General features: G+C 58.1%; 9 protein-coding genes and 6 pseudogenes. 7 read left to right on the plus strand and 8 right to left on the minus strand.

What is annotated here, in order from left to right; translation table 11 throughout:
* Both NKH19_RS31860 and NKH19_RS33690 read right to left on the minus strand, forming a co-directional pair.
* Positions 1–2,645: AMP-binding protein (locus tag NKH19_RS31860; protein ID WP_352983688.1), on the minus strand; the 2,645-nt coding region annotated here is incomplete at its 3' end.
* Positions 2,646–3,283: 638 nt separating this feature from the next.
* Complete coding sequence (locus NKH19_RS33690; protein WP_352873354.1) at positions 3,284–3,430, minus strand: transposase; 147 nt, start codon at positions 3,428–3,430, stop codon at positions 3,284–3,286.
* A 63-nt stretch (positions 3,431–3,493) separates the two neighbouring features.
* Between NKH19_RS33690 and NKH19_RS31870 the strand changes: the two genes are divergently transcribed.
* Positions 3,494–3,808 (plus strand): hypothetical protein, encoded by a 315-nt coding sequence (locus NKH19_RS31870; protein ID WP_352983700.1) that lies wholly within the window; start codon positions 3,494–3,496, stop codon positions 3,806–3,808.
* A 294-nt stretch (positions 3,809–4,102) separates the two neighbouring features.
* Here the strand turns inward: NKH19_RS31870 and NKH19_RS31875 are convergent, their stop codons facing one another.
* The 4 genes and pseudogenes from NKH19_RS31875 to NKH19_RS33695 all read right to left on the minus strand — a co-directional run.
* Entirely contained in the window at positions 4,103–4,489 is a 387-nt protein-coding gene (locus tag NKH19_RS31875; RefSeq protein WP_352983690.1) for an ectoine synthase, read from the minus strand.
* 905 nt (positions 4,490–5,394) lie between these two features.
* A pseudogene (locus NKH19_RS31880) lies at positions 5,395–6,040 on the minus strand (Mu transposase domain-containing protein); the annotation flags it as partial.
* Positions 6,041–6,119: 79 nt separating this feature from the next.
* A pseudogene (locus tag NKH19_RS31885) lies at positions 6,120–6,620 on the minus strand (IS6 family transposase); the annotation flags it as partial.
* Positions 6,621–6,886: 266 nt separating this feature from the next.
* Positions 6,887–7,028 (minus strand): annotated as a pseudogene (locus tag NKH19_RS33695) (transposase); the annotation flags it as partial.
* Positions 7,029–7,609: 581 nt separating this feature from the next.
* Here NKH19_RS33695 and NKH19_RS31895 point away from each other — a divergent pair.
* The 4 genes and pseudogenes from NKH19_RS31895 to NKH19_RS31910 all read left to right on the plus strand — a co-directional run bounded on the left by NKH19_RS31895 (position 7,610) and on the right by NKH19_RS31910 (position 10,302).
* Complete coding sequence (locus NKH19_RS31895) at positions 7,610–7,978, plus strand: hypothetical protein (RefSeq protein ID WP_352983693.1); 369 nt, start codon at positions 7,610–7,612, stop codon at positions 7,976–7,978.
* Positions 7,975–9,744, plus strand: a complete 1,770-nt coding sequence (locus NKH19_RS31900; RefSeq protein WP_352983695.1) for a GNAT family N-acetyltransferase — start codon at positions 7,975–7,977, stop codon at positions 9,742–9,744. Before NKH19_RS31895 ends, NKH19_RS31900 begins: the two co-directional genes overlap by 4 nt.
* A gap of 122 nt (positions 9,745–9,866) precedes the next feature.
* A pseudogene (locus tag NKH19_RS31905) lies at positions 9,867–10,029 on the plus strand (IS256 family transposase); the annotation flags it as partial.
* Positions 10,021–10,302 (plus strand): ParB/Srx family N-terminal domain-containing protein, encoded by a 282-nt coding sequence (locus tag NKH19_RS31910; RefSeq protein ID WP_502911093.1) that lies wholly within the window; start codon positions 10,021–10,023, stop codon positions 10,300–10,302. The pseudogene NKH19_RS31905 and the gene NKH19_RS31910, both read left to right, overlap by 9 nt.
* Positions 10,303–10,390: 88 nt before the next feature.
* On the opposite strand, the gene NKH19_RS33700 is transcribed toward NKH19_RS31910, so the two are convergent.
* Positions 10,391–10,933 carry a hypothetical protein gene (locus NKH19_RS33700; RefSeq protein ID WP_502911092.1) on the minus strand — a complete coding sequence of 181 codons (543 nt, stop codon included), beginning with the start codon at positions 10,931–10,933 and terminating at the stop codon, positions 10,391–10,393.
* Here NKH19_RS33700 and NKH19_RS33705 point away from each other — a divergent pair.
* On the plus strand, positions 10,838–11,122 hold the full coding sequence (locus tag NKH19_RS33705; RefSeq protein WP_502911091.1) for a hypothetical protein: 285 nt from the start codon (positions 10,838–10,840) through the stop codon (positions 11,120–11,122). The two genes, NKH19_RS33700 and NKH19_RS33705, sit on opposite strands and share 96 nt — an antisense overlap.
* A 132-nt stretch (positions 11,123–11,254) precedes the next feature.
* A pseudogene (locus NKH19_RS31925) lies at positions 11,255–11,788 on the plus strand (IS66 family transposase); the annotation flags it as partial.
* Positions 11,789–12,028: 240 nt separating this feature from the next.
* On the opposite strand, the pseudogene NKH19_RS31930 reads toward NKH19_RS31925, so the two are convergent.
* A pseudogene (locus NKH19_RS31930) lies at positions 12,029–12,295 on the minus strand (IS3 family transposase); the annotation flags it as partial.
* Positions 12,296–12,720: the final 425 nt, after the last annotated feature.

Genomic DNA, 12,720 nt, shown 5'->3' on the forward strand with positions numbered 1-12,720 from the left:
TAAAGCTCGCCCACCGCCCCGAATGGAACCGGCGCGCCATGGCCGTCCAGAAGATACACCCGCGTGTTCGCAATCGGACGGCCGACGGGAGGCAATTGGGGCCAGCTTGATGGGTCAGCTGCAAGGCGGTGCTCGGCAATGACGTTGATTTCTGTGGACCCGTATTGATTGATCAATCTCGCCTTTGGATGTGCTTCAAAGAACGCCCTAAGCAATGGAGTGGCTTGCAATTGCTCACCGGCTGTATAGATCTCGCTTAAAGAGGACAGCAGCACTTGCTGCGCCCCCCAGACCTCCGCAAAATGGTTCAATGCTACGAACGGGAGGAAAAGGCGCTCGATCGCCTCCCTCTTCACGAATTCGACCAAGTCGGAGAAGTCGCTACGGGTTTCTTCCCGCACGAGCACGAGCAGTCCACCGTCCTTCCAACAAATGAACAACTCCTGGGATGACACATCGAAGTTCAGGGTCGCGAATTGAAGTGTGCGTTTTGGCGCTCCATTCCCCGGTGAGGGCGAGAGCGAATTCACAAGCGAGCCGTGAGACATTTCGACGCCCTTTGGGGTTCCGGTTGAGCCGGAGGTGTAGATGACATAGGCGAGATGGCGCGAGGTGAGGCCAAGCGTGCGCGGCTCCGGGTCCAAAGGCGATCGCGCGGCCCAGACCGGAGTGGCCATATCCAAATCGACCACGCTGACATCGGCCAGCGCCTCGGTGCCCAGTGCCGTCCGGCCGGCGGCATCGCAAAGCAGCAGTTGCGGTTCTGCATCGTCGACAATCTGCCGCAGCCGCGCCGACGGATAGGCCGGATCCAGCGGCAGATAGGCGCCGCCCGCCTTGAGGATCGCCAAAATACCCACCACCATCGCCAGGCTGCGCTCCAGGCATATCGCCACCGGCTGATCCGGCCTGACCCCGAGGGCGATCAGATGATGCGCCAGCCGGTTGGCCCGCGCATTGAGCTCGCCATAGCTCAGGCGCTCGTTCTCATGGACCACCGCCACCGCCCCCGGCGCCTGGCGAACCTGCGCCTCGAACAGCTCATGGATGTACCGCTCCGACCGATAAGGCGCCGCCGTCCGGTTCAACTGCTCCAGTAGATACGTGCGTTCGTCGGCCGGGAGGATGTCGATGCGGCCGACCGGCTGCCCCGCGTCGACCGTCACACCATGTAACAAAGTCTGCAAATGCTGCGTCATGCGGTCGATCTGCTTCGGCGCTAATCGACTGGCATCAAAATGCCAGCGAAAGCTCCCATCCAGAGCGCAAACCTCAAAGGTCAGCAAATCGCCGCATAGGGCTGGGCCAGCTCTGTGGCTCGTCTTCAGATCGCCAGCGAGGGAACCGCAGTCTGTCGTGATTGTGATGCCAATCGGCCAGGGCTGCTGCAACCGTAGCGCCTCCACACCTCGCAATGTCGGGCAGCGCGCGATAAGATCCCGGGCAAAGCTAGCGTGCGCCCTCAACTGAGCGAATTCGGCCGCCACCGTTTTGCGCATTTCTTCAAAATCATGTGCAAGATCAATGGTAACTTCCATCGGGACGACAGAGGCGATCAACACCTCCACCGCTTTGGAGCCAGCTTGTGATTCATCCGATGCAGGCGTCCATCCCAGTTGAAGCTCTGTTTCACCCGTGATGCGGGCGAGATAGATCAGCCAAGCCGTTACCAAGTAGTCCGTGCGATCGAGTGGGGACAGCTTAGCCAAAGCACTCGGAATGAACCACGAACTCGACTGCCACCTAGGCTGTGCCACAGCCACGGACGACGACAAGAAAGGAGGATGCAATCTTCTAAACTGCTCGAGCCGCTGTCGCCAAAAATCCTCCCGAGGCGCCAGTAATTCATGGGTGGTAGTTATGCTCCGCGCCTGTTCATCGCTCAAGATCGGAAGGCGACCATCTTCATCCAGATTGGAGTGCCTAGCGAGGGCTCGCGCGTCCAGCACCTGGCCATTGGGGCCGCCAAAGCAAACATCGACATCCTCTGTACCCGTCGCCACACGCCAATGGCTGGAGTGGACTTCAAGCAACGAACCTGCCGGAACGCCCGAGCGTTGAGCCAACACCTCCAGGCGTCTGACTGTGACAACCTCGTCGCCTACGAGCGCCTTGGGCAGACACAATGGATTGGGATGATACGGGCCAAAGTCTAGGGCACGCGTCATCGCTGACAGGTCTTGCGCGGATCGATCCCATCGCAGACAGCCTGCCGCATCTGGGCGTCGACGTTTCGGAAAATAGCTTCTGTTCACCAGCGCCTGCGAATAGGCAGTAAGCTTCCCATTCTCGAGGCCAGTTAAGAGCTCGCGGAAGCCCTCGATCGCGGCTTCATAGCATTTAAGGTTCAGGGTCAGTGCCGTATCGGTGGGCGCAATCAGCACCTGGCGCTGAACCACGACGTCACCCGTATCAACACCATCATCGAGCCGATGCCACGTGATGGCATATTCGGTCTCTTGCGCCAGCAGCGCCCAGGACTGCGTTCCCGCATATCGTGGCAATGGACCGTCGTGGTAATTGAAAGCACCTTGACGCACGCGCCCAAACACGTCCGGTGGCAATATCAACGGATTGGCAACGGAGAAAATCCAATCCACCGGCTCAGCCTTCAAAAAAGAGGAGAGCTCTTCAGCACTTTCCATGCAGGGGATGTTGGCACGAGTCGCCCACTCTGCGAATGTGGCGTCGCCACACAGGGCCGCACCAATGACGTGGCCCATCTCCGTTGCCAGCTGAGCGCATCTAACTGCAAGCGTACCACCGCCAACAAAGACACTCGAGCAGATTGATCGCGCTGCAGGATGCCTATCCTGATCGCCTGGTACGCAGGCACTTCCGCGCGCCGAAGAAGACCGAGGTGCCATCTTCATCCCTCCCGCAGTTCACCCACCAAGCTGGGCAGTTCCCGTCCTAGGCGCCGCCCTCCGTAATCGCTCACACTGGTTCGAATCTGCACGGGGGGCCTACGATCGCTAGTGTAATCTCGCGTCAATTGACGGTAACGAAGCTCTTGCGCGGCGGAGCCAGATCTTCCCAATCCCCGCCAAGCTCCCAGGTCACCAAATATCGTCGCCGGCAGTATCGCAGCTGCCACCCTACCCTCGTCTGAGTTTCCGGTGTGCGTGATCATCGCGCGACTTCTCCTCAGTCTATGCGCCTTGCTAGAAGACTACGCACGTATCGTGCCAAAAGGTGAAGTCATTCTCAATCAATATGATAGCAATAATACTGCTTTGTCATTTATCCGACATCGCCAGACATCGTGCCGTTGAGCGCGCTATCAATCGGCACAAGCCTTTGTACTTGGCCTTGAGATCGGATTGAAGCGGGCTGCAACAAGTGCTGGCATATAGAGCGCTTGTCGGACGATGGCCCTTCCGCCAGCAATGAAAGCGCGTTCGGTCCATCGTCCGGATTGTCGGCTCATCGGAGCGAGACCTCATAAGGAGGTTGCGGCTTTTTCGTCGAGTCTCCGAGTTCTGGCATTTCGATGATTGGCGTGAAGGCCGTCGCAGTGGAAATTCCGAGAATGGAGACAAGGAGGGCGAAGCGAGCTTTCAGGCTATCATCGGCCTGGATCAACCGCATCATCATGATGCGGTTGATCGATAACGTCCATCTGAGCTTTGACCCGCCTGAGGCGAGAATCGTTTTGCCGCTTGAGCAGAACCTTGCCCAGCTTCTGCTCAAGGGCAAAAGGATTTGCGGGCAGCATGTCCGCTGCGACATCATTGATCAGGATCAGTATTCGCAGCCTCTAGGTCAGTGCTTCATCGGAGATACCGATATTGCCTTGCGGTGGTGAGGGCCTGACTACCGGAAAACTTTAATCCCGGCGGTCCAGAGAATGGTATCGGAGCACCGGAAATGCTGCGCAAATCGCCGCTTGATGAAAGTTTAATGGCAGGTCATCACCACTTCACATTCGATTCATCGACGCAGGATCTGCGTTACGCGCCGGACTTCCGAGTCTTTACACATGTAACTGAACAGCCGATATGAGCAAGATAGAGAACAAATTTTGTTGTTGGGTCGCTAAGGTGAATGTTCCTCGCAATGAGCGGCGGTTTAAATGAGATTTGGCGTTTGTTCGCCTTGCTCAATATGTCGAGCCTGCAGGGTCGTTGAGCTTGTGGCGCTCGGTTCCGTTCAGGGGCGGGTTGAAGATGCTGACGAGGATCAGGTCCTTGTCCTGGCCCCCGCGCAGAAGATGCTTGTCATGCTTGTCAAGCACATAGATGTCGCCCTTGCGAATGGGGAAGACATTACCGTCCATGTCCTCGACCTCGCCCTCTCCGGCGATGCAGTAGCAGGCTTCGAGATGATTGCGGTATTGCAGAAGCGAGACGGTGTTAGCGCGCACTACGGTGTGGCAGATGCTAAAGCCCATGCCGTCCTTATCCGTCAGGAGGCGGTGGCTAGTACCATTGCCCCAATCGACGAAGTGATCGGTCGCTTCAACATCGTGCAGGCTACGCACAATCATAGTGCTATCCTATTCTTAACTGTGATTGCATGAATACAGGTTAAAGTCATTATTGTGGAAGCTGGAGGCCGTTGTTCTGACCTAGAAGCGCGGCTTCCGCCCGCCCCCGACGACGAAAGGCAAGCAATGGTTATTTGGACCGGAGGCATGCCGGTAAGGACATGTAAATCCATGTCCGCTATTGCGGCGCGCAGAGAAGCGAAGCATTCGTTCTTATCTAACTCGATCTCGGGCGCGCACTACCGTGATGTGACCACTTCTGCGCGGCACCGCCGCTCGAGTTGGCATCTTTTAGAAAGCCGTTGGTGATATTGCCGGCCACATAAAGCGTTTTCGGTCGCAGATCTGGCAAGTTGTTTCCTTCCTTCGCTGTGCCTCGCAACACGAATACGGCTCCGCGGCCTCTTGGCTAACGAAGCAAATCTCGTGCCACCCAATCAGAGAGGCCTGCTAGTAGACAGATAGCGATAGAATTTATGGCTTTTTCAGCCGCTTAGAGAATCGAGGATTTGCAGCGCAGTGAAGCCAATCTGACAAACTGCCAAGCGATAGCGGACACAATGCTGTCCGGTTATCTGGATGCGGTCAGACGCGCGAAGAGAGCCGGCGGCCGGTGCGGCTGACCTTTGTCTCTACCGATCAGCATCGTCATGCTCAAAAGCCCGATCAGCGCCCATTGGGTCCAGTCCATTGGAATCCACCCTAGCGCTGACCCTTGCGCCAGGCCCAGCTGTCGATGCCGACCACACGCGGCGCTTGCGGGGGCTCGAACCCAGCCGCGCGGATCATCCGCAACATTCGCGGTCGGCGGCTAGCCGGGCTCACGCCTATCGGACAGGCTCGCCATGCCGGCGAGCGGCGGCACGCTCAGCGTGTCGATCTGGTCGCGTGATCTACGTTCGTCATCACCAAGCCCCTCCAGCACCCGCCTCGTATTCCGCAAGCGGCCGCAGCAACGCGGCCGGCGCGATCTCGACCGGGTCGGCGCGTACCGAGCCTTCGAAGCCGGCAACGCCGACAAAATGAGTTCGGTCCACGATTCGTTGCCGTCGTACTCGGCAGAGCGCATGGTCGGCCACCACCTGGCCGGCATGACGGATGATCACCCGGCCTGCCAGCACCACGACCTGGACGCTCTCGCCGATCAGGCGCCAAGGGACCGAGTAGCTGTTGGTGTCGAGATCGATCGCGCAGTCGGCCTGAACCTTGCGGACCAGGTCCCGCAACTGACCGAACGGGGCACGCCCAGCCAGGGGGCGAAGCGTGCGAGCTTCATCGGCAAAGCGTTCCACCGGCGCGACACCGGTCGTGCCGTGTTCGCGCTGGTCGGCGACCACGCGCGTCCACCGGTCCAGATGCGCCTCGAACGCCGCCCAGCTCTCGAACCGCCGCCCGGCGATCGCGATCTTCTTGACGTGGCCCACTCCGCGTTCGTCCTTCCCTTTCGTACGTGCTTGATAGGGAGCACAGGCCCGCGGCTGGAGCCCCAGTACCGGGCGGAGGCATGCAGCTGCGCGTAAACCTCACCTGGCGCGTCACCGCGTCATGGTGCGCATGGAACGGCACAGCGTCACGGCCCTTGCGGTGGCTCAGCTGAGGTCGCAAGGGCAGGTTGAGCGTCACGCGGCGCTCATGCGGCGAGCTTTTCGAACTGCTTGGCAATGGAGGGCGTGGGATTGTAGGCAAACCTGGCCTGTCGTTTGCGCATCATATGAACCATCTCGATGCCCGAGAGGATAATTTTGGCGGTTGTCGTTGACTTGAAGCCGAGCATGGACCGGACGCGGCGCTTGATGCGCCTATGATCCTGTTCGATGCGGTTGTTGAAATACTGGCTCTTGCGGATTCTGATCGGCTTCAGTGCTCGTCGCGATCGATCCCGCAGGCGATTTTCAAGATCGCAAGATCGGATGGCCTCGTGATTGGTCTGGCTGCCGTCGATGGCGATACGTTCCGGCCTGCCATGGCGCTGCAGGGTCTTCCGTAAGAAACTTTTGGCCGCCGGCAGGTCACGGTTTTCGCTGAAAAAGAATTCGACCGTATCGCCCACGCTGTCGACGGCGCGGTAGAGATACATCCAGCGACCACGCACCCGGACATAAGTTTCATCAACGTGCCACTTGCCGGTGACCGGGCTCGATGCGGTTGCCGACGGCGGCGGCGCCAGCGGGATTTTGCGGTAAGCGCAGGAACGGCGTGGGGTGGTGAGGTCGGACCATGCGCGGTCGTGCGTGCTGCTGGAGAGCCGTAGGGCGGCGCTCGCGGCTGCCCCCGGCAGGCGAACAACTCGATGATGATCATGCGTCCGCCGCAGCATGGGCACGGCCCCCCCCCGCTCGCAAATTGCTGAATGTGGCTCTGCCGCCCGATGACCACCCCGGAAGACCAGACGATTTGCGAATCCGGGTGGCAGGACATGGTTTAGGAGCCGACGGACGAACTCGTCTGTGGCGGGCGTCATGAGTTGCCGCCGGTCGGCGCCAGGGCGGCGATAATCCTTATAGTGGATGGTGACCCCGCTCTCGTCGAAGCGGATGAGGCTCAGCGGCCTTCGACGGTGTCCGACAATTTATGTCTGTTTTGGCGACTTTAGGACATAGGCTTGTTTGGCCGGCTTCCTCGATGTTTTTGCTAAGTAACTGAAAGGAAATCTACAATCTAATTTTTAGCGCCAAAATACAATTGGCATGAATTTTGCTCCCTCCGTTGAGAGCCGGCGAAATTGCTTGCCAGGTAGGAGCGAAGCGATCGCGAGGCAAAATTAAAGGACTGGAATAAATGGGTTTGTTGAACTCCCACCGCCCACGATTGCAAGACCCATCTTGCCCTCCAAGGAACGGATAATCATGCATTTTTTGGCGGAGCACATCCTCACCGCGCTTGGCTATCGTTACGGGCCGATTTTCTATGGACGCAGGCGTCGCAACCGCACTCCTTTCAACAGTCTTGCAAGTACGATTCCTGGAACGACAATAATCTTCTGCCGTTTGGGGTTAGCGGATTTGGCTACATGAGCCAGTGCCAGTTCTATAATGAGGCCGATTTTGATCGGTGTCCGACTAGAGTTGAAGCGGGCGATAAACCGATTTGGAAGGTGTCGCACTGTCAGAGGACGATCTGATGCGCAGGACAGTAATGTTTGTTTTGCGAAGCAGCGGAGTGTCGTCATCCCGCTTCGCAGGGGAATTTGGGGTGCCCTTCGAAGAATACTTTCCCCGCGAGCTTGAAATCTTGAAGGAGGCCGACCTGGTATTCATCTCTAACGACGGCGTACTTTCCCTGACTTCCGCCGGCATCATCAATTCAGGCGCTGTGTCTCTGCTGTTTTTCTCGGACCAGGTGCTTGACCGGGTAGCCTACAACGATAGCAGGATAGGGACAAGAAGACCGACCTCGTGGAAAAGCACGATTACTCGCCAACGGGACGGTACGGCTCAAGTGCGGAAATGCAAGCTGTTTTTCGGTGAAGTCGGGGGACCTCGTCAATGACCTTTACCTCGTCCTTTTCCATCCCAGATCGACCCGCCCATCAGGCGCGGGGGATATTTTCTCACCTGGTCGACAGCATCGACCGCAGCCAGGCAAAACGCCCGCTTGGGATTGTCAGCGATTTCGTCGCCGAGCAACTCCCGCACCATATTGCGCAGATCAAAGGGAATGAACGGCCAGATGAAGCGGTTAAGGAGCTTGGGCAGAGCATCAACGCGATGATACGGGGAACAGACTGTGAGGCGCAGCTAATAAATCTGCCCCAGTCCGACTTCGGAGTGGCTAAGACAGACATTCAGTATCTCGTCAATTGTGCTTATCAGATGTCAGCGTTTGCCGGCCTCAATCCCGTCGATGCGGAGTTGACGGTAGGAGAACCGTTGATGCGTATTGCACAATTAAGTCGTCAGCGGCAGCCTAGCATTGATGTCCTCTCCTATGAAGACATGATCCTCACCAACCCGGTGGAGAGCGATCCTCGCGTATATTGCCTCGGTTCAGCTGGGGTCGAGGAGCGCGATTTTTGCCTCGGCCATCAACTTATTGAGGGTGACTTACAGTCGGCAATAGAAGCTCTTCTTGAGTTGCGAGACACGGTCGCGGCAGATGCACGCAAGTGTCTATCGCTGTGCATGAAGTCGCTGGAGTCAGCCATTTATATTCTGGAACGTTTTTATGAACATATGTCGCACGATCTTTTCGGGCAATTTCGCATGTTCTACGGAAAGAACCCTTACAAGGATAGGCTTGGCCCAAGCGGTCGTTTCTCTGCCCGCATCGTGGCGGTCTCGGTTCTACTGATCGGCGAAGAGCTGTTGCGCCAGAAGCCGCAATTCTACAAGGATGTATATCGGTTGTCGGAATATTATCCTCAAAAATGTATTGGCGACGTATTTCGCTGGTTGTCGCCAGACAAGGTGCGAGCGAGAACCCAGCCAAGCTGGCTTGAAGGGAAAGCGCCCTTCCCTAAGCTCGCAACGGTCTCGTCCATCGTGGAGCGTCAGGGCAGCGAAATCCGAGAGCTGCACGCGTCCTGTGTTTGTGCGCTGGATCGGTTTACCCGGATGCATCGTCGTGCGGCCCTGAAATATACGGTAGGGCCGGGTCTCCCAATTGTTGGAGTTGATATGTCGGAAAGTATTGAGGCTGTGTTGTCGCAGCGGCTGTTAGGGAGCGCACCAAAGCTAGAGGCGACATTCTCCTCGGTCAAGCATAGCTCCGACATCAGGCGAAAATGGTCAATGTCTCAAGACGAAGTGGTCTTTCGCCGATTCGAGGTAGGAGATGCTGAAGATGTATGGCGGTTGCATCGAAGCGCATCCGACGCTGTTGGTGTACATGGGCCGGAAGGGGCATGGGAGGATGATTTACGCAATGTCGGCGACGTATATCTAGCCTCAGGCGGAGATTTTGTAGTTGCGCATATTGGCGGCCAACTCGTTGCTATGGGTGGACTGAAACCTGCCGAAGATTATGTTGCAGAGCTGAAGCGGATGCGGGTCGATCCCGCCTTTCAACAACGAGGGCTTGGAAGGAGAATACTTAGTGAATTGGAGCTGCGCGCCGTTGCGCTAGGTTTCAAGTGCATAATGCTCGACACAACAACCATCCAAGTCGGGGCTCAAAAGCTCTATGAGACGTCTGGCTATAGTCGCCGCGGTGAGGGGATGTTGCATGGGTATGCGGTGATTTTCTTCGAGAAGCGGCTCGCCAGCCAGGATGACTTGTTGATTTCTGCTGAGAAGCGACCCGGGAATTCAGACTGATGGGGTTGTCTAGAGCGCTGCCGGCAGCCTGGGCGATAGCGCTTGGGGTCAGGTTGCGGGCGCACACAAAGCGCGGCCCTTTTCGGTGTTCCGATATCCATGGTCAACCCACCAGCGTTTGGGCAGTCAGGGCCAGGGGCCACTTCCCGAGCGACGATGCCGCCACAAAACTGCTCTATCTGATCTTGAACCGATCCGAGAAAGAATGCCGCCAAGTGACTGGTTCATGGCAAAGGTCCATTTCGCCGTATCTTCGGTGAGCGCTTCATCAGGGCCATGGCGGCAGGACGGCGAAAGCTGATCCAGAGCCTGAACGTCCGTCCCGTTCTTGACGGCGAGGGCGAGGAGACCAGCACGTTCGAAGTGCCCGCCGGCGGCCGGCGCTATCTCGCGCTCGGCATCCTCATCAAGCAAAAGCGCTTGGCAAAGAGCGAGCCAATCCCCTGCATCGTCAGCTGCGGGCAAGAGACCTCGGCCGAAGAGGATTCTCTTGCCGAAAACCTGCGACGCGCCGAGTTCGATCTTGGCGATCAGAGCGTCGAGATCGACCTGCGCTGAGCGGCGACCGGGTTGGCCGTGAGTGCTGCCGACACATGGACCTTACGGGGGGGCAAATACGTTACGCGACATCCAGTGTGGTAGACGATCAGTACGCCTCCGGCGAGGGCCGCCTTGCGCGAGCATGGCACGGTAGCGAGGCTGCGCTCTTAAGGTCGTCCTTACGAGCGAAGTTAGCAGCACAGCATGAGCCATGTGACATTATTGACCGGGCCGGAGCGTCGTCGTCGTTGGAGTGAAGAAGATCAGTGCCGGATACTGGCTGCGGCATTCGCGCCCGGGGCCACAGTGGCGGCGGTAGCGCGCCAGTACGATGTCGCGACCAGCCTGATCTACAAGTGGCGCCGCACGATGAGAGCCCGCGAGACGGGGGATCGAGTCGTTTTTTTTTGGGCGCCATGGCCCGCTCCAGACTTCGCCGGTGCACCCTGACGCCAAAGCGTGTGGCGATCGCGTCGATACATTGCGGCACGGTGAGGTCGGGCCGCGTCGCCCTGAGTTGGTCGATGTAGGTGAGGACCTCGGCAGAGATCTTGTGGCCGCCCTTTGGCCCCCGCTGCTGGGGCACCAGCCCGGCGAGGCCGTGCTCGGCCAGGGCGCTCTGCGCTTTGTAGAAGGTCGGCCGCGACACCCCGAAGGCGCTGGCGACGTCGCTGATCGGCACGCCAGCATTGCGACCACGAGCCGCTACATAGCCACCAACCTGAAGATGAAGCGTGATGCGCTGCAGACCTTCTGGAAACATGCCGATCTCGATCCCGTCGAGACCAAACCATGGAAGCCGAAGCCAGACCTGCTTTCTTTCCTCCAGTCGCTCTGATTTTATGTCGACAAACCCCGCCGGCTTTTTCGCCAGAACCCAGCTTCTGAGCGGCAGAACTCCAGATAAAACTTCGCCCTGGATAATGAGCCTTATCTGTTGCACAAGATAATGCCCACCTGCGGCGCAAACTTCTACGACCTGCATATTAGCGGGATCTCGCAGGCCGCGACGGTAACGATCATCGCCATGACCGAATTGTGGAAGGTCGAGGACGAGGTTCGCGGCAAGGATGCCGGAAGCCGCGCCGCGCTCCGTCAGGAAAAGTCCGTGGCCATTGTCGCGAGCCTCTTCGATCTATGGGAAGCGGAACTGGGGAAGGTCTCCGGAAAATCCAAGACCGCCGAGGCGATCCGCTACGCGCTCACCCGGCGGGAGGCGCTGGAACGCTTTCTGATGGACGGTCGCATCGAAATCGACTCCAATATCGTCGAGCGTGCAATCAGGCCCCAGACGATCACGCGAAAGAATAGTCTATTCGCCGGCAGCCAAGGCGGTGGACGAACCTGGGCGACGGTAGCCACCTTGCTGCAAACCTGCAAAATGAACAGCGTCGATCCGCTCGACTGGCTCTCGCAGACCTTGACCCGCATCGCTCAAGGATGGCCGGCATCCGAGATCGAAATGCTCATGCCTTGGAACTTTAGGCCTGACGTTATCGGCTGACCGCTTACCGATGGCAAGGCTTGCTCTAAGATGCATATCCAGCGCCCATCCGACGACCTTGCGGCTAAACGCGTCAAGGACAACGGCAAGGAAGGCAAACTCCTCGGCCAGATGCAGGAAGGTGATATCGGCAACCCATAGCTGGTTTACGCCATTGAGGATCATTCCCCTCGCGAGGTTCGGCACGACTTGCCAACCATGCCTAGAGTTGGTCGTCACAGGAACAAAGGGTCTAGCGCGCAAGCACAGCAGATTGTCTTCACGCATGATCCGTAGAACGCATTTGTGATTGACTTGCCACCCCTCCCGCCGCAGCAGGGCTCCAATCCGGCGATAGCCGTAGTGTATGTTGCCGAGAGCCAGCTTCTGAATGAGATCGCGCAAACCCGTCTCGGCCCGATGAGGGGCCGAATCCAGCCAGTGACGGTAATAGCTCGCGCGGCTGACACCAGCGAGCCAGCACATTCTGTCGATGTTGAATTCGCCTTGCGACAGGCCGGTCATCATCTTTTCGATGACTTTGAAGATTCTGTTTCGCCAGGAGCGCTGCTCCGACGCCGATCTTCCTCGAAGTGCCGCAAGGCTTCGCGAAAAAAATCGAGATCGAGCTGCTGCTGCCCGACCTTCTGCTCCAATTCCCTGATCCGGCGCCTGGCCTTGCTCAGTGCCTTTTCCTGAGGTGACGGCACATCGACTGCACTCTGCAGCTGTGCGGCCCCGTCAACTCCTGCTGTCCTGGCCGGCCGGCCGCGCCGACGTGACTTCAGATTACCATGAAGCCTCAGATGATCACGCTGCGTGTTTCGGTAATTCCCGGACACCCTTTTCGCTAAATCCCGGACAGTGATTTCGGTAATTCGCGGACAGCGTTTCCGCTAAATCCCGGACAGTTTTCGGGAGCGGATTTAACGGTCGGTTCTCGGCTGCGCCGT

Source organism: Mesorhizobium sp. M1338 (assembly GCF_040318045.1).
Classification (GTDB): domain Bacteria; phylum Pseudomonadota; class Alphaproteobacteria; order Rhizobiales; family Rhizobiaceae; genus Mesorhizobium.